The 16,321-nt window shown below is 69.8% G+C and carries 18 protein-coding genes; 11 read left to right on the top strand and 7 right to left on the bottom strand.

The window, feature by feature from the left end; all coding sequences use genetic code 11:
- Position 1 precedes the first annotated feature (1 nt).
- The 5 genes from ftsB to truD are packed head-to-tail and all read left to right on the top strand — an operon-like array spanning position 2 to position 3,114.
- Positions 2-358, top strand: a complete 357-nt coding sequence (gene ftsB, locus GGR66_RS12940) for a cell division protein FtsB (RefSeq protein ID WP_160964937.1) — start codon at positions 2-4, stop codon at positions 356-358.
- The gene (gene ispD, locus GGR66_RS12935) at positions 355-1,056 is read left to right on the top strand and encodes a 2-C-methyl-D-erythritol 4-phosphate cytidylyltransferase (RefSeq protein WP_184448741.1); all 702 of its coding nucleotides are present in this window, start codon (positions 355-357) and stop codon (positions 1,054-1,056) included. The genes ftsB and ispD overlap by 4 nt, the downstream gene beginning before the upstream one ends.
- On the top strand, positions 1,056-1,526 hold the full coding sequence (locus tag GGR66_RS12930; protein ID WP_184448522.1) for a hypothetical protein: 471 nt from the start codon (positions 1,056-1,058) through the stop codon (positions 1,524-1,526). Before ispD ends, GGR66_RS12930 begins: the two co-directional genes overlap by 1 nt.
- A gap of 38 nt (positions 1,527-1,564) precedes the next feature.
- Entirely contained in the window at positions 1,565-2,068 is a 504-nt protein-coding gene (gene ispF / locus GGR66_RS12925; protein ID WP_184448521.1) for a 2-C-methyl-D-erythritol 2,4-cyclodiphosphate synthase, read from the top strand.
- Positions 2,065-3,114 carry a tRNA pseudouridine(13) synthase TruD gene (gene truD / locus GGR66_RS12920; RefSeq protein WP_184448520.1) on the top strand — a complete coding sequence of 350 codons (1,050 nt, stop codon included), beginning with the start codon at positions 2,065-2,067 and terminating at the stop codon, positions 3,112-3,114. Before ispF ends, truD begins: the two co-directional genes overlap by 4 nt.
- A gap of 28 nt (positions 3,115-3,142) precedes the next feature.
- Here the strand turns inward: truD and GGR66_RS12915 are convergent, their stop codons facing one another.
- From GGR66_RS12915 to GGR66_RS12895, 5 genes are all read right to left on the bottom strand, one after another.
- Positions 3,143-5,527: a TonB-dependent receptor gene (locus GGR66_RS12915; RefSeq protein ID WP_326521004.1), complete on the bottom strand. Its 2,385-nt coding sequence runs from the start codon at positions 5,525-5,527 to the stop codon at positions 3,143-3,145.
- Between the two features lie 113 nt (positions 5,528-5,640).
- Complete coding sequence (locus GGR66_RS12910) at positions 5,641-6,609, bottom strand: FecR domain-containing protein (protein WP_184448519.1); 969 nt, start codon at positions 6,607-6,609, stop codon at positions 5,641-5,643.
- Complete coding sequence (locus GGR66_RS12905; RefSeq protein ID WP_184448518.1) at positions 6,609-7,157, bottom strand: RNA polymerase sigma factor; 549 nt, start codon at positions 7,155-7,157, stop codon at positions 6,609-6,611. Before GGR66_RS12905 ends, GGR66_RS12910 begins: the two co-directional genes overlap by 1 nt.
- 48 nt (positions 7,158-7,205) lie before the next feature.
- Entirely contained in the window at positions 7,206-8,276 is a 1,071-nt protein-coding gene (locus tag GGR66_RS12900; protein ID WP_184448517.1) for a DUF535 family protein, read from the bottom strand.
- Between the two features lie 357 nt (positions 8,277-8,633).
- The gene (locus tag GGR66_RS12895; RefSeq protein WP_184448516.1) at positions 8,634-9,167 is read right to left on the bottom strand and encodes a Smr/MutS family protein; all 534 of its coding nucleotides are present in this window, start codon (positions 9,165-9,167) and stop codon (positions 8,634-8,636) included.
- 237 nt (positions 9,168-9,404) lie between these two features.
- Here GGR66_RS12895 and surE point away from each other — a divergent pair, with 237 nt between their 5' ends.
- From surE to GGR66_RS12875, 4 genes are read left to right on the top strand one after another with little or no spacing between them, the layout of a single operon-like run.
- Complete coding sequence (gene surE, locus GGR66_RS12890) at positions 9,405-10,184, top strand: 5'/3'-nucleotidase SurE (protein ID WP_160964921.1); 780 nt, start codon at positions 9,405-9,407, stop codon at positions 10,182-10,184.
- Positions 10,181-10,858: a protein-L-isoaspartate(D-aspartate) O-methyltransferase gene (locus GGR66_RS12885; protein ID WP_010341528.1), complete on the top strand. Its 678-nt coding sequence runs from the start codon at positions 10,181-10,183 to the stop codon at positions 10,856-10,858. Before surE ends, GGR66_RS12885 begins: the two co-directional genes overlap by 4 nt.
- Positions 10,859-10,877: 19 nt before the next feature.
- The gene (locus tag GGR66_RS12880) at positions 10,878-11,492 is read left to right on the top strand and encodes a YqaA family protein (protein ID WP_160964919.1); all 615 of its coding nucleotides are present in this window, start codon (positions 10,878-10,880) and stop codon (positions 11,490-11,492) included.
- Positions 11,489-12,295: a peptidoglycan DD-metalloendopeptidase family protein gene (locus GGR66_RS12875; protein ID WP_184448515.1), complete on the top strand. Its 807-nt coding sequence runs from the start codon at positions 11,489-11,491 to the stop codon at positions 12,293-12,295. The genes GGR66_RS12880 and GGR66_RS12875 overlap by 4 nt, the downstream gene beginning before the upstream one ends.
- A 343-nt stretch (positions 12,296-12,638) precedes the next feature.
- Here the strand turns inward: GGR66_RS12875 and GGR66_RS12870 are convergent, their stop codons facing one another.
- Entirely contained in the window at positions 12,639-13,013 is a 375-nt protein-coding gene (locus GGR66_RS12870; RefSeq protein WP_160964915.1) for an Mth938-like domain-containing protein, read from the bottom strand.
- Between the two features lie 19 nt (positions 13,014-13,032).
- Complete coding sequence (gene yhbY, locus GGR66_RS12865) at positions 13,033-13,338, bottom strand: ribosome assembly RNA-binding protein YhbY (protein WP_160964913.1); 306 nt, start codon at positions 13,336-13,338, stop codon at positions 13,033-13,035.
- A 66-nt stretch (positions 13,339-13,404) separates the two neighbouring features.
- Between yhbY and rlmE the strand changes: the two genes are divergently transcribed.
- Positions 13,405-14,037 carry a 23S rRNA (uridine(2552)-2'-O)-methyltransferase RlmE gene (rlmE, locus tag GGR66_RS12860; protein WP_017910618.1) on the top strand — a complete coding sequence of 211 codons (633 nt, stop codon included), beginning with the start codon at positions 13,405-13,407 and terminating at the stop codon, positions 14,035-14,037.
- A gap of 71 nt (positions 14,038-14,108) precedes the next feature.
- Complete coding sequence (gene ftsH, locus GGR66_RS12855; protein WP_184448514.1) at positions 14,109-16,046, top strand: ATP-dependent zinc metalloprotease FtsH; 1,938 nt, start codon at positions 14,109-14,111, stop codon at positions 16,044-16,046.
- Positions 16,047-16,321 lie beyond the last annotated feature (275 nt).

Below are 16,321 nucleotides of genomic sequence, written 5' to 3'. Positions count from 1 at the left end.
CGTGCGCAACTGGCGCTGGCTGCTGCTGGTGCTGGCGGGACTGCTGGCGTGGCTGCAGTACCGCTTCTGGCTCGGTCCGGGGAATTCCGGCGAAGTGCTGGTGCTCGAAAGTCAGGTCGAGCACCAGAAGCGCGACAACGAAGGACTGCAGCAACGCAACGCCGCGCTCGCCGCCGAGGTCAAGGATCTCAAGGACGGCGAGGCAGCGATCGAGGAGCGCGCGCGTAGCGAACTGGGCATGATCAAACCGGGCGAAAAGTTCTACCGCGTGGTCGAAAACGCGCCGGTGCCTCCGGCCTCGGCCGGCACCGTGCCGGGCGAGCAGGCGACGCCCCCCGCGCCGAGCGAGCAACCCTGATGGCCACGGTCTGGGCCGTGGTCCCAGCGGCTGGCCGCGGCACCCGTTTCGGCAGCCCCACGCCCAAGCAGTACCTGCAGGCGGGCGGGCGCACGTTGTTGGCGCATGCATTGGAAGCGCTGCTGGCGCATCCGGCGGTGGCCGGGGCGATGGTCGCGCTGAGCGTGGACGATGCGCAGTGGCCGGGCTGGACCGAACTGGCCGGCAAGCCGGTGCTGACCTGCCTGGGCGCCGGCAGCCGTGCCGGCTCGGTGCTGGCTGCGCTGCACGCCTTGCCGGAGTCGGTGAAGGCGGACGACTTCGTGCTGGTGCACGATGCGGCGCGGCCGAATCTGGCGCTGTCCGACCTGGACCGGCTGCTGGAGGCGGGGCGCGGCGATCCGGTCGGCGCGATCCTGGCCGCGCCGGTGCGCGACACGCTCAAGCGTGCCGGCGACGACGGCGGCATCGACCGCACCGAACCGCGCGAGCGCCTGTGGCGCGCGCTGACCCCGCAGCTGTTCCGGCGCATGCAACTGAGCCGCGCGTTGGAGCAGGCGGCCGCGGCCGGCATCGAGGTCACCGACGACGCGATGGCGATGGAGTTGCTGGGACTGCGCCCGCTGCTGGTCGAGGGCGCCGAGGACAATTTCAAGGTCACCACGCCGGCCGACCTGGCCCGTTTCGAGTTCGAACTGTTCCAGCGGCAGAGCGGCTGATGCGGTTCGAAGACGCGGTGGCACAGACCTGGCTGCAGCAGGCCGCCGACGCTGCGATCGCGATCGATGGCGACGACATCCAGCACGAGGCCCAGGCCAACCTGAGGGCGTTCTCGCCACGCGACGCTCGATCCGCGGGGATCGACGTGGCGAGCGTGGCGTGGTTCGTGGATGCGGTCGCCGAGCATCGCCAGGCCACGCTGCGCGCGCAGGGCGCGCCTTCGATGACCTTCTACTGCTGGCACGACGGGCAGGCGCGGCAGCTGCGCTTCAGCCTGGTGTCGTCGGCGCACGGCCGCCTGCCGTTCCGTGTGCCGATCCGGCAGACGCCGTTGCCTGCGATCGCCGAGCGCATCGTCCAGGCCGACTGGCTCAACCCGCGGTGGGGCGCAGCGGACGCGGAAGACGACGCGCTGCCGGCGTCCGAGGCCCTGCCGGTTTACCTGCGCACGCTGCACCCCGGCGTCTGACCGCCAGACAGCGTCGACGCTCCACGAACAGGATTCCCATGTCACACGATTCCCTTTCCGCTCCTCCCTTCCGCATCGGCCAGGGCTACGACGTCCATGCCTTCGGCGAGGGCGACCACATCATGCTCGGCGGCGTCCGCGTGGCGCATGAGCGCGGCGTGCTCGCCCACAGCGATGGCGACGTGGTGATCCACGCCCTCTGCGATGCCTTGCTCGGCGCGCTGGCGTTGGGCGACATCGGCCAGCATTTCCCGCCGTCCGATCCGCGCTGGAAGGGCGCCGACAGCGCGCAGTTCCTCGATCACTGCGTGAGCCTGCTGCATGCGCGCGGCTGGCGCCTGGGCAATGCCGACGTCACCGTGATCTGCGAACGGCCCAAGGTCGGCCCGCACGCGCAGGCGATGCGCGAACGCCTGGCGGCGCTGCTGCAGGTCGAACTGGACTGCGTCAGCGTCAAGGCAACGACCAGCGAGAGGCTCGGCTTCACCGGCCGCGGCGAAGGCATCGCGGCGCAGGCCGTGGCCCTGTTGGTGGCACTGTGAGCGAGTTGCCGCGCGCGTACGGCGCCGCGCCGTTGCAGGCGCGCATGCGCAGCACCGCGGAAGATTTCCAGGTCGACGAACTGCCCGCGTTCGCGCCCAGCGGCGAGGGCGAGCACCTGTTGCTGACGGTGCGCAAGCGCGGCATGAACACCGCCTTCGCCGCGCGCCGCCTGGCGCAGTGGGCCGGAGTCGCGGAACTGGCGATCGGCTATGCCGGCATGAAGGACCGCCATGCGGTCACCACCCAGCGCTTCTCGGTGCATCTGCCCAAGCGCGTGGCCCCGGCGCTGGAGAGCCTGCAGGACGCGGATCTGCAGGTGCTGGAGTCGCACTGGCACAACCGCAAGCTGCCGCGTGGCGCACTGGCCGGCAACGGCTTCGTGCTGGTGCTGCGCGAGGTGCGCGGCGAGCGCGAGGCGATCGATGCGCGACTGGCGCAGATCGCCGCACGCGGGATTCCAAACTGGTTCGGTGAGCAGCGCTTCGGCCGCGACGGCGGCAACGTCGGCGCCGCGCTGACGATGTTCGGTGGCCGCCGGGTGCGCCGCGAGCAGCGCTCGCTGCTGTTGTCGGCGGCCCGTTCGGAGCTGTTCAACCGGGTGCTGGCCGCGCGCGTGGCTGCCGGCAACTGGGACAGCGCGCTGGACGGCGAAGTGTGGATGCTCGACGGCAGTCGCAGCGTGTTCGGTCCGGAGCCGTGGTCGGAGGCGCTGGCCGAACGCCTGCAGCGCTTCGACATCCATCCGTCCGCGCCGCTGTGGGGCGCCGGCGAACTGCGCAGCACCGAGGCGGCGCGTGCGCTGGAACTGGCAGCGCTGGACGAGGCGGTCGCGCTGCGCCTGCGTGACGGTCTGGAGCGCGAAGGGCTGAAACAGGAGCGGCGGGCGACGCGCCTGCGTGTGGCGGACCTGCAGTGGCGCTGGCTCGACGGGCAGGGCGACGCGCTGGAGCTGCGCTTCGCGTTGCCGCCGGGCAGCTACGCCACGGCGCTGCTGCACGAACTCGGCCAGGTCGAGGAGGCGCCGCAGGCGTCCACCGAGGCCTGAGCGCGGCACGCAAGTCCTGCGATGCGCGCTAGAACCGGTAGGCGCCGCTCAGGAGCAGGCTGCGGCCGTCCGCTAGCGGCACGAAGGTCTCGTCGAACTCGTCGGCATACAGTCGCCGGTCGAAGACGTTGCGCAGGCCCACGGTCACGCCCCAGGTCTCGGTGTGGTAGGACACGTTCGCGTCCACGCTGGCCTGCCCTGGGATCTTGAAGTAGCCGCCGGCCAGGCGTCGGCCGAGGGTGTGATCGCGCGCCAGGATGCCGCCGGCCACGCCCCAGCCGCTCCAGCGGCTGTCCTGGAACTGATAACTGCTCCATAGGGTGAAGCGCGTGCGCGGAACGCCGGTGGTGGGCGTGCCGTCGCGCCGGCCGATGCGGGCTAGCGCCAGGCTGCTGCTCAATTCCAGGCCGGGGGCGAGCGCGCCGACGAAATCCAGGTCGAGCCCGTGGTTGCTTTGGCTGTCGATCGGCTTGGCGAAATACGACGGATGCGCAAGCACCAGATCGAAGCTGCGGTCGACGGTGATCTGGTAATACGCGACGCTGAGCCGGGCGCGGTGGTCGAACAGATCGACCTTCGCCCCCACCTCCACCTGTCGCGACAACGCGGGCGGCAGCGGCCGGCCGTTCCTGCCGAGCACCGCGCTCGGCGCGAAGCCGTTCATGGTGCTGGCGTACAGCGACGCCTCCGGGCTCAGCTTGTAGACCACGCCGACGTTGGGCACCCAGCGGCGCCGGCGCAACTGGCGCAGCTTGCCCTTGGCGTCGTAGTTGGAAATCTCGTACGCGGAGCGGCGCAGTGCCAGCAACACGTCCCAGCGTTCGCCCACGCTGATCTGGTCCTGCAGCAGGAGGCCGCTGCGGCTCGACCAGGGGCTGCCGGGGTAATGCAGAATCCCGCGTTGCGAATGCGGCCAGTGCACCGGCCCTAGCCGCTCGTTGCCGAAGACGTCGTAGCGGTTGCGGTGCATCCGGATGAAGTAATCGCTGCTGCCCAGGCGTGCGCGCGTGTAGTCCACGCCCAGGGTCACGGTCTGCCGCAGCGGCCCGTCGCCGAAGCTGCCGACCAGGTCGTTCTGCACGGTGTAATACGCCGTTTCGTTGCGATAGGCCTCGGCATAGGCACGGACCAGGCCGGTCGGCGAAGGCGACAACATGCCCCAGTTGCGCGCGTCGACCGCCTGGTGCACGTACTGCCCGCGGCTGCGCAGTTGCCAGCGGTCGCTGAGCCGCTGGTCGAACAGGTAGTAGGCGCGCTGGGTGCGGTAGGCGGTGTGGTCCTGCGGATTGCCGAGACGCAAGGTCCGGGGCGTCATCGCCGAGACGCGATTGCGCAGCAGCAGTGCGTGGTCGGCGGCCGGCTCGCGGTCGGTCACGCGCTGCATGCCGAGCACCAGACGGTTGTCGTCGCCCTGCCAGGCGATGGACGGCGCCAGGTAGGCGGCGTTGCGTGGGCCGTAGCCTTGCGCGGTCGAGTCCGCATGCTGGCCGGAGACGACGAGCCGGTAGCTCAGCGGCGTGGCGCCGATCGGCCCGGTCGCATCGAGCCCGGCCTGCACGTCGCCGCGTTCGCCGAGGACGTAGCTCAGTTCGCGCTGTGGCCTGCGCAGCGGCTGCTTGGTGACGACATTGATCAGTCCGCTCATGTCGCCGCCGTTGCTGTCGCCGAGGATCGATTCCGGGCCCTTGAGCACCTCGACCCGCTCCACGCCGATCATCGGCGGATAGCCGCCGATCCCGACGAAGCTGTTCGGCATCCCGTCGGTCATGCCGTTGCCGGTGTAGATGCCGCGGATCTTGAACAGCGGCGCGCGCAACGGGTTTTCGATCTGCTGCACGCTGGCCACGTTGCGCAGGGCGTCGGCGACGGTGCGCACCTGTTGCGAGGCCAACAGATGCGGGGCGACCACGTTCACCGACTGCGGCACCGCGATGGAGTCGGCGGCATAGCGCAGCGCGTCGCTGGCGTACGCGGGCACGTCGCCCATGGCGCGCTCGCTCAGCGCCGCGGCATCGACCTGTTCCAGCAGCTTGGGCGGCGTGCCGGCGCGATGCGCATCGGCGGCATCGGCAGGGTCGGCCGGCGCCGGCGCGGCGGGCGTGATGGCCACGGTGTTCGCATCGAGCACGCGGTAGGCGAGGCCGCTCGACTGCAGCAGGTGCTGCAGCGCCGCGTCCGGGGTGAAGACGCCTTGCAGCCCGTCGCTGCGCAGCCCGGCCAGGGTCGGGCTGGCGGTGAGCACCTGCACGTTGGCCTGCTTGCCGTACGCGATCAGCGCCGTGGACAGCGCCTGCGGCGGGATCGAGAAGGCGATCTGCCGTGCCTCGGACGCCGGGGCGGCGAGGGCACGGTTCCAGGGTACGAGCTGCAGTGCCAGGCTGCCGCAGATGATCAGTCGCCTCAGCCCACGCACTGCCCGTCGCCCCCCAGCGGAAGCGCGGATTATGCCACGCGTGGCATCGCCGACGCGGTGCCGGACCGACGCGGCCGCCGCCTCGGCGGGACCGCGGTGGCGACCGGCATCGCCTAGCGGCGGCTCAGCACGATCTCGTCCTTGTCCTGGCGCACCTGCAGCGGGAAGACCTGCGGCAAGGCCTCGATCCACTGTGCGGTCGCCCGGGTGTCGACGGTGCCGGTGAAGCTCAGCCGCGCAAGCGCCGGGTCGGCCAGGCGCAGCGGGCGGTCGCTGTAGCGGTTGACCCGGGCGATCACCGTGTCCAGCGGCGTATCGACGAATTCCAGTCGGTGATCGCGCCAGGCGGTGGCCTGCTCCACGTCGATCCGGCTGACCTGCAGGGCCGGCTTGGCCGGATCGTAGGACACCCGCTGCCCGGCCACCGCTTCCAGTCCGCCGCGGCCGTCGGCCGGCACCTGGCCGGCGCCGTAGATGCGAACCCGTCCTTCGGTGACCGCGACCTCGACGCGGTTGCCGTCGCGGCTGACATCGAAGGCGGTGCCCACGTCCAGGATCGACACGCCGCCGGCGTCGACCACGAACGGACGCCCGGCGTGATGCGCCACGTCGAAGAAGGCCTCGCCGGCGATCAGGTCCACGTGGCGCTGCGCGGCGCTGAACCGGGTGCTCAGCCGCGACGCACCGCCGAGCGCGATCTTCGAGCCGTCCGCCAGCACGATGTCCTGGTGGCGGTTGGTCGCGCTGCTGTAGACCTGGGTGACCGGCGGCGTGCTCAGCTGCCGCCAGGCCAGGGCACCGCCGAGCGCGAGCACGCCCACGCAGGCCGCCACCTGCAGCGGCCGCCAGCGCGAGCGCGGCGGCGCGAACTGGTGTACCACCTGGTCCCGCGCGGCTGCGTCCAGCGTTGCCAGGTCGCCGCCAAGCGCGTTGATCCGTTCGAACGCCTGCAGATGCCGCGGGTCGGCCGCGGTCCAGTCCAGCCAGCGCGCGATAGTGTCCTCGTTGCCGTCGGGTTCGCGCAGCAGGGTCCACCAGCGCGCGGCGTCCTCGAGGATGTGTTGGTCGATGCCGCTGTCCATTACGGAATCTCCGCTTCGTCGAAGCGTTTGCGGCAATGCGCGAGCGCGTTGGCCACATGGTAGCGGACCATCCGTTCGCTCACGTTCATCGCCTTGGCGATCACGCCGAAGTCCTTGCCTTCGATCACGTGCAGCACGAAGGCGCGGCTGGTCTTGGCGGGAAGTTCCTGCAGCGCCCGGGTCAGCTCGCGCAACTGCTCGCTGGCCGTGGCGTGCCGCTCCGGAATCGGCGGCAGCGGCAGGTCGTGCTCCGGTAGCTCCACGGCCGCATGCTCGCGGACCTTGCGCATGCGCAGCCGGTCCACCGCCAGGTTGGAGGCGACATGGAACAGGTAGGCGCGCGGGGATGCCAGCGCGTCCGGGCGTTCAAGCGTCACGATGCGCATGTACGCCTCCTGTGCCACGTCCTGCGCGTCCGCCATCGAGCCGAGCTTGCAGTGCAGGAAGGCGAGCAGGGCGCGGTGATGCTCCTTGAACAACGCGTCGACGTGGTGCGCCGGCGCCTGCTCCGGCGACGGCGCGCCCTCGGTGTGCTCGGCCCGACTCACGACTGCTGGTGCTCCTGGAGGGAAGCGGCCGCGGCAGTATAGCCAGCCTCACTGGCCGTCACGCGACGCCGCACCGCAGGTGGCCGGCAGCGCCGCGGCCAGCAGACCTTCCGCATGCGCCCGTAACGCCTCGCGGCGGCGAAACGCCGAGCGGTGCTGGCTGGGTACGTCCGCCACGCTCTTGCGTGGTGGTGTCGGCGGCAGCTCGAACCAGCCGTCGGCGCCGGGTGCGGCGCCCTGTTCGGTCCAGAACGCGTCGTAGTCGGCCAGGAACACCTGCCGCTTGCGCTGCAGTGGATGCGCCGCATTGCCGATGGCGCGGATACCGCGCGCACCGATGCGCTCGGCGAAGGCATAGGCCAGCGCCAGCATCAGTTGCTTGGGGCGCAGCCCATGCATCTGCTTGGTGAGTGTCCGCACCACGTCCCGGGCATCGCCGCCGCTGGGGCCTTGCAGGCAGCCGATCAGCACAGTCGGATGGGCGTCGTCACTGGTCACGGTCAGCACCAGGCGATACAGCGGGCGCCGCGCCGTGTCGCTGAGCTGCAGCCACAGTTCGCCCTCGCAACTCATCGGCGCCGGCGGCAGCAGGGACAACGTCAGCGCGCTGCCATCTTGCAATGGCAGCGTCCCCAGGTCCGCCTGGCCTTGCCGGTAGATGGCATCGAACAACGCGGCGGGCAGGCGATCGAGCATCAGTCGATAGTGCTGCCGGAGGTGGCGCAACCGCTCCGCGCTGCTCCAGCGGGTGTTGACGAAACGGTGCAGGTGGCGCTCGAGCAGGCGCGGATCGCGCTCGGCGTAGCCGCGCATCCGCGGGTCGCGGCGCAGTGCGTCGAGGAAACGGCCGTGCTCGGTCGGCATGCTCAATGCACGCAGCAGGTACTTGGCCGCCTTGATCCCGCGCTGCAGGCGGTTGCCGTGCCAGTCGGTCCGCCCCTGGAACGACGCCAGGAACAGCGGCCACCAGCGGGGCGGTGCGGTCGTGCCGCTCGACCGGGACGGCGACGGCGCCGGCCGGGCCAGGGGAGCCGACATCGTTTCGAACGCGGCGGCACCCGCCGAAACGTCCATCAGATCAGTGGGTTGCAGGAAGAAGTCGGTGGTTGCTTCGGTCACGTTCGGCTCGCAGAGGGGCGGTACTCTCTGACAAGACGTTTCAGCGCGCGAAAATTGAAATGCACCCGTATGGGAAGTGGTCGGTCGTGCAACCGGCGTCCTGGCCCGACCGGGCCGGGGTCGGGCGGGGCGTTGGTGCGCGTGACATCACGTGCATGCGCTGACGTAGGAGCGGCTTCAGCCGCGACGGGGCTTTCCCGTTCACGCCGGTCGCGGCTGAAGCCGCTCCTACACGGGCGTTACAGGTCAGTGCGCGGTGCAGGATTCGCGTAGAGACGATCCGGCGCCCGCGATCTTGGCCGGTGCGCAGTTTGCTTCCCCGGGCCGAGCGCCTTTATGCCCGGGACTGCGTGCCGCTCAGCGCCGCGCCAGCAGCACCAGCATCGCGCCGGTGCCGCCTTGCGCGGTCGGCGCCGAATGGAAGGCCAGCACGTCGTTGCGCTGGCGCAGCAGGCGGTCCACCAGGTTCTTCAGCAGCGGCACGCTCCCCGATTGCAGGCCCTTGCCGTGCACGATCCGCACGCAGCCAAACTCATGCGCGTGCGCCTCGGCCAGGAACTGGCGCAGCAGCGCCTCGGCCTGCGCCGCAGTGGCGCCGTGCAGGTCCAGTTCGTCCTGGGCCGAGAACTGGCCCTTGCGCAGGCGCTGGAACACCCGCGCCGGCAGGTGCTCGCGCCGGTAGCTGGCGACATCGCCGGCTTCCAGCGGTGCGGCATCGCGCAGCAGGCGCTGGAATTCGCCCTGCGCCTCGGCGTCGTCGCGCTCGGCCATGCGCGCGCGCGGCTTGGGGCGCGGCTTGGCATTGGCTGGCGGCGTCGCGTTGAGCGGGGCCACCTTGCCGATGGCCGCGCGGAACAGCGCGGCGGGGTCTTCGTCGTCGGAATGCGCCATGCGCACAGCTTAGAACGTGCCGCGCGGTTTGAGGTGAGTGCGGCGTCGCCGCCAGCACCTGCACGTCGGGTGCCGCGGCCTTGCCTGCGCGCAATAGTCGCGTCGGGATCGCCAAGCGAATCGCCAAGCGCTACGCCTGCAGCGTCCCACGCGAAGGTCAACGCCGCGAGCGCCGGCCCGCCGTCAGCGACCTGACCGGACGCATCCGGTATCATGCACCGGTTTTCGAGGAGCACCATGCGCGTATTAGTGAGCAACGACGACGGCGTCGACGCCCCCGGCATTCGCATGCTGGCCGAGCAGTTGCGCGGCGCCGGCCACGAAGTGACGGTGGTCGCACCCGACCGCGACCGGTCCGGCGCCAGCAATTCGCTGACCCTGGATCTGCCGATCCGGCTCAAGCGCATCGACCACTACACCTGCAGCGTCGCCGGCACGCCCACCGATTGCGTGCATCTGGCGCTCACCGGCATGCTGGAGTTCGATCCGGACATCGTGGTCTCCGGCATCAACAATTCGGCCAATCTTGGCGACGACGTGATCTACTCCGGCACCGTCTCGGCGGCGATGGAAGGCCGCTTCCTCGGCCTGCCCGCGGTGGCGGTGTCGCTGGTCACCCACAACCACGAACCCAAGCATTTCCAGACCGCCGCGCGCGCGGCGGTGGAGATCGTGGCGCAGCTCAAGGCCGATCCGCTGCCCGCCGACACCATCCTCAATGTCAACGTGCCCGACCTGCCGTGGCAGGAGATCAAGGGCTTCGAGGTCACCCGGCTGGGCAATCGCCATCGCTCCGAACCCTGCCTGCCGCAGACCGACCCGCGCGGCGGCACCGTGTACTGGATCGGCCCGGCCGGGCGCGAGCAGGACGCCGGTCCCGGCACCGACTTCCACGCGGTGCGCACCGGCTTCATCTCGATCACCCCGATCCAGGTCGATCTGACCCGCTATCAGGCATTGGAAAAGGTCGCCAGTTGGGTCGGCGGCCTGACCGCCGCGCTGGACCGCCCGGCATGACCCCGCGGTTGCGCCTGCAGCCGGAGGCCATCGGCATCGGCATGACCTCGCAGCGCGTGCGCGACCGCCTGGTCGAGCGCCTGCGCGAGGCCGGTATCCGCGACGAGAGCGTGCTCAACGCCGTGCGCACCGTGCCGCGGCATCTGTTCATCGACGAGGCGCTGGCCTCGCGCGCCTACGAGGACACCGCGCTGCCGATCGGCCATGGCCAGACCATCTCGCAACCGTGGGTGGTGGCGCGCATGACCGAGACGGTGCTGGAAGCGGCGCCGAAAAAGGTGCTGGAAGTCGGCACCGGCTCCGGCTACCAGGCGGCGATCCTGGCCGCGCTGGGCCTGGAGGTGCATACCGTCGAGCGCATCGGCGACCTGCTGCGGCAGGCGCGCAAGCGCTTCCGCCAGCTCGGCATGAACGTGCGCAGCAAGCACGACGACGGCCGCATCGGCTGGCCCGAGCACGGCCCCTTCGATGCGATCGTGGTCACCGCCGCGGCGCCGGCGCTGGTCGATGCCCTGGTCGAGCAGCTGGCCCCGGGTGGCTGCCTGGTGGCGCCGGTCGGCGGCCCGTCCGCGCAATCGCTGATCCGCCTGCGCCGCGCTGCCGACGGCCAGATCGAACAAGACGTCCTGGCGCCGGTGACCTTCGTCCCGTTGCTGTCGGGCATGCTGGATTGACCTTTCGGAGCCGCACTGGATGAAGATTTTCGGGCCGTTGTACGAACGTGCCATCAGCTGGTCGCGGCATCGCCGCGCGCCGGCCTTGTTGACCGGGCTCAGTTTCGCCGAGGCCATCGTGTTCCCGGTGCCGCCGGAGGTGATGCTGGCGCCGATGTCGCTGGCGCAGCCGCGCCGCGCGCTGTGGTTCGCCACACTGAGCCTGGCCGGCTCGCTGGCCGGCGCGGTGATCGGCTACCTGCTCGGTCATTTCGCCTTCGCCGCGGTGCAGCCGCTGATCGAATGGCTGGGCTGGACGCAGAAGATCGATGCGCAGGTGAACCACCTGCGCGAGGTCATCGCCGAGTCGCCGTGGCGCGCCTTCTGGCTGCTGGTGCTGGCCGGTTTCACCCCGATCCCGCTGAAGATATTCACCTGGGCCTCAGGCATCGTGGGAGTGCCGCTGCTACCGTTCCTGGCGAGCATGCTGGTGGGGCGCGGCAAGCGCGTGTACCTGGTGGCCGGGGCGATCCGCCTCGGCGGGCCGCGCGCGGAAGCCGCGTTGCGCCGCTGGATCGAGCCGCTCGGCTGGGTCGCCTCGGCGATCCTGGCGTTGCTGGTGGTGTGGGTCATATGGAGAGCGAAGGTCGGATGAGCGTCGATCGGGTTGTGCGGAACGGCCTGCGTTGCGGCCTGGGTATGCTGGTCGCAGTGGCGCTCGGCGCCTGCAGCAGCGCCACGGTGGTACGCACGCCCGGCGGTACTCCCGTGCGCGGCAGCGCTGCAGCTTCGGCGCCGCGGGTCTCCGTGCCCAAGCCCGGCGTCAGCGCCGCCGTGCGCCGCGGCGACACGCTGTACGCGATCGCCCGCGCCAACAACATCACGCCGCAGGACCTGGCGGGCTGGAACGGCCTGCAGCCGCCGTACACCATCTATCCGGGGCAGTCGCTGAAGCTGTATCCGCCGGGCGGGGCAGTGGCCGCACGACCGGGTAGCGGTCCGGTGACGCCGCCGCCGACATCCGGCGCTGGTGCTGGCGCCGCGGCCCGGCCGCCGTCTGTGCCGGCCCCAGCGCCGGTCAGCAGCGGCTTCTCCTGGCGTTGGCCGGCCGATGGCGTGGTGGTCAGCCGTTTCGTCGGCGGCGAGGCGACCAAGCAAGGCATCGACATCGGCGGCAGCAACGGCGAAGCGGTGCGCGCCGCGGCCGACGGTGTGGTGGTCTATTCCGGCGCCGGCCTGGTCGGCTATGGCGAACTGATCATCGTCAAGCACAACGAACAGTGGCTGTCGGCCTATGGCCACAACCGCAAGCGCCTGGTCAACGAGGGCCAGAACGTCAAGGCCGGCCAGCAGATCGCCGAGATGGGCCACAGCGGCGCGGCCCGCGACATGTTGCACTTCGAGATCCGCTACAACGGCAAGCCGGTCGACCCGCTGCTGTATCTGCCGCCGAAGTAACCGGCCGCGTTGTTACGTGGGTGGATACCCGGCCCGGCCCGGCGCAGCGCGCGTACGCAATCTGTGGTGCGTTTGTAGGAGCGGCTTCAGCCGCGACCGGAGGCGCCGAGGAATGTCCGGTCGCGGCTGAAGCCGCTCCTACCCAGCGAATGTCGGCTGAGGGCTTCGATCACGCATGCGCCACGACGGCGACACCGGGCGAGCAGGACATTCACCGCGGCGCGTCAATCTTGTCCTTGTAGGAGCGACCGCGCCGTCGGCGACGTCCGCTTGCGGCTCAAGCAGCCCAGATGAAAGCACGGCAGCGGACTGCGTGGGCCGCAGTCCACAGGCATGCTCCGCCTCAACCTTCGAGCAGGAACCCGACCGCCACGCGCCGGCCTTCGGCGGCCAGGACGTTGTAGGTGCGCGCCGCGGCGGCGTTGTTCATCACCTCGATGCCGATGCCGCGGGTCAGGAACAGCGCCATCACCGCCGCGGCCGGAAACACCTGGCGTTCGCCGGTGCCGAGGATCACCAGGGCCGGGTTGAGTTCCAGCAGCGGTTGCAGATGCTGCGGCTGCAGGTCGCCGGCCGGTAGTGCCTGCCAGTCCTCGACCAGGGTATCCGGTGCAAGGATGAAGCTGCGCGTCAGCAGCCGGTCGTTCACCTTGGCCTGGCGGCCGTCGGCCATGCGCAGGGCGTAGGCGTAGTCGGGCAGGTCCTGGGTCAGTTGCATGGGGTCACCGGAGGCGCGCTCAGGCGCGCGGCAGCACGATCTGCCGGTCTTCCTTGGCCGGGCGATACAGGATCGCGGTGTGGCCGATCCGCTGCACCAGCGCGCTGTGCGACTGCTCCACCAGGCTGCCGATGGCGGCGTCGCGGGCCTCGCGGTCGTCGCCGCCGACCTTCACCTTGACCAGTTCGTGGCGCTCCAGCACCTCGTCCAGTTCGGCCAGGAAGGCCGGGGTGACGCCCTTGCTGCCGATCTGCAACAGGGGTTTGAGGTCGTGGGCCAGGCCGCGCAGGAAGCGGTTCTGGGCCGAGGTCAGGCTGATCGACATGCAGGTGGGAGCAGGGTTGGCAAGGGCGATCAGGGTATCATGGCTGCCCCTTCCGACCGTGCGTCCATGGCCACCCGCAGCAAAAGCAGCCAACGCTGGCTCCGCGAACATTTCGCCGATCCCTTCGTGAAGAAGGCCCAGGCCGAAGGCATGCGCTCGCGCGCGGCTTACAAGCTGGAGGAGCTGCTGCAGCGCGACAGGCTGCTGAAGCCGGACATGGTGGTGGTCGATCTGGGCGCCGCCCCGGGTGGCTGGTCGCAGCAGGTGCGCAAGTCGATGGGCGACCGCGGCCGGGTGCTGGCCCTGGACATCCTGGAGATGCCGCCGCTGGCCGGCGTGGAGTTCCTTCACGGTGACTTCAGGGAGGACGCGGTGCTATCGCAGTTCGAGGCCATGCTGGGCGACACCCCGGTAGACCTTGTGCTGTCGGATATGGCCCCCAATAAGAGCGGAATGGATGCGGTCGACCAGCCGCGGATGATGCATCTGGCGGAATTGGCGATGGCGTTCGCCGATAGCCACCTGAAGCCGAATGGCGCGTTCCTGATCAAGCTGTTCCAGGGCGTGGGGTTCGACGACTACATCCGCGACATGCGCCGCCGCTATGAGAAGGTGACCATTCGCAAGCCGGCCGCGTCGCGCAAGCGCTCGCCGGAGGTCTACGCCCTCGGACAGGGCAAGCGCGCCCAGATCAAGTAAGCTGAACGCAAGGCTGAACCCGCAATGCCACGCATCGAGACAGAGTTGAAGGGACACCGGAGCCAATGAGGATGAACGACTTGACCAAGAATCTGCTGTTGTGGGTAGTCGTCGCCGTCGTGCTGATGGTGGTGTTCCAGAGCTTCTCGCCGCGTCTCGCGGGCGGCCCGGGCAGCGACACCGTGACCTACACGCAGTTCCTGAAGGACGTGGACGCCGGGCGGGTGAAGTCGGTCGACTTCACCGACGACACCGGGCAGTCGGTCACCGCGATCCGCTTCAAGCGCACCGACAACAGCGAGGGCACGGTCTACGGGCCGCGCGACGACAAGCTGGTCGACGTGCTGTACAGCAAGAACGTGGAGATGACCCGGCAGAAGCCGGCCAACGGTCCGGGCTTCTGGTCGCTGGTGCTGAACTTCCTGCCGGTCATCCTGATCATCGGCTTCTGGCTGTTCATCATGCGCCAGATGCAGGGCGGTGGCGGCGGTGCCAAGGGCGCGATGTCCTTCGGCAAGTCGCGGGCCAAGCTGCAGGGCGAAGACCAGATCAAGATCACCTTCGCCGACGTCGCTGGTTGCGACGAGGCCAAGGAAGAGGTCGGCGAGTTGGTCGACTTCCTGCGCGACCCGACCAAGTTCACCAAGCTCGGCGGCAAGATCCCGCGCGGCGTGTTGATGGTCGGCCCGCCGGGCACCGGCAAGACCCTGCTGGCCAAGGCCATCGCCGGCGAGGCCAAGGTGCCGTTCTTCAGCATCTCCGGTTCGGATTTCGTGGAGATGTTCGTCGGCGTCGGCGCCAGCCGCGTGCGCGACATGTTCGAACAGGCCAAGAAGCACGCGCCGTGCATCATCTTCATCGACGAAATCGATGCGGTCGGCCGTCACCGCGGCGCCGGCCTGGGCGGCGGCCATGACGAGCGCGAGCAGACCCTCAACCAGCTGCTGGTGGAGATGGACGGCTTCGAAGGCGGCGAGGGCGTGATCGTGATCGCCGCGACCAACCGTCCGGACGTGCTGGATCCTGCGCTGCTGCGTCCGGGCCGTTTCGACCGTCAGGTCGTGGTGGGCCTGCCGGACGTGCGCGGCCGCGAGCAGATCCTCAAGGTGCACATGCGCAAGCTGCCGCTGGCCGACGACATCGAGCCGATGGTGATCGCGCGCGGCACGCCGGGCTTCTCCGGTGCCGACCTGGCCAACCTGTGCAACGAGGCGGCCCTGTTCGCCGCGCGCGAGTCGGTCAAGGAAGTGCGCATGGACCACTTCGACCGCGCCCGCGACAAGATCCTGATGGGCGCCGAGCGCCGCTCGATGGCGATGAGCGAGGACGAGAAGACGCTCACCGCCTATCACGAGGCCGGCCACGCCATCGTCGGCCGGCTGGTGCCCGAGCACGACCCGGTCTACAAGGTCACGATCATCCCGCGCGGCCGCGCGCTGGGCGTGACCATGTACCTGCCGGAAGGCGACAAGTACTCGATGAACCGCGTGGCGATCGAGTCGCAGCTGTGCTCGCTGTACGGCGGCCGCGTCGCCGAAGAGCTGATCTTCGGCACCGACAAGGTCACCACCGGCGCGTCCAACGACATCGAGCGTGCGACCAAGATGGCGCGCAACATGGTCACCAAGTGGGGCCTGTCCGACGAGCTGGGGCCGATCGCCTACGGCGAGGAGGACGACGAAGTGTTCCTGGGCCGTTCGGTGACCCAGCACAAGAGCGTCTCCGACGACACCGCGCGTCGCATCGACGAAGTGGTGCGGTCGATCCTCGACAAGGCGTATGCGAAGACCACGCAGATTCTCACCGAGAATCTGGACAAGCTGCACACCATGTCGCAGTTGCTGCTGCAGTACGAGACCATCGATGCGCCGCAGATCGAGGCGATCATGGAAGGCCGCGATCCGCCGCCGCCGATGGGCTGGAACAGGTCCGGCAAGGACGGCGGCAATAACGACAAGGGCAATTCGCGCCCGCTGCCGCCGATCGCCGGGCCTGCCGAACAGGTGTAAGCGCGTCGGTCTTTCAGGCACCGAAAAAGCCAGGGAGCGATCCCTGGCTTTTTTGTTGGCAGCGGTGCGGGGTCGATCGCATCGGCCCATGCCGACTCGCCGCCTGCGCGCGCGTGGGCGACAATGGCGCTGCGCTGGCCGCAGCTCGTCGCGTCGATGCGATGTGCGTGCCGCGGAAATGCCGTCGCACGCGGCCGCCGCCCTGCGTGTGCGGCGGATGCAGCCTGGCGCTGCCAGCGCCGTCCCGCCGCCTGCCACGGCCACCACCAGGAGAC

The sequence above is a fragment of the Xanthomonas sp. 3498 genome (genome assembly GCF_014199795.1).
In the GTDB taxonomy this organism is placed as follows: Bacteria; Pseudomonadota; Gammaproteobacteria; order Xanthomonadales; family Xanthomonadaceae; genus Xanthomonas_A; species Xanthomonas_A rydalmerensis.
This window is presented reverse-complemented; position numbering and strand designations above follow the sequence as displayed.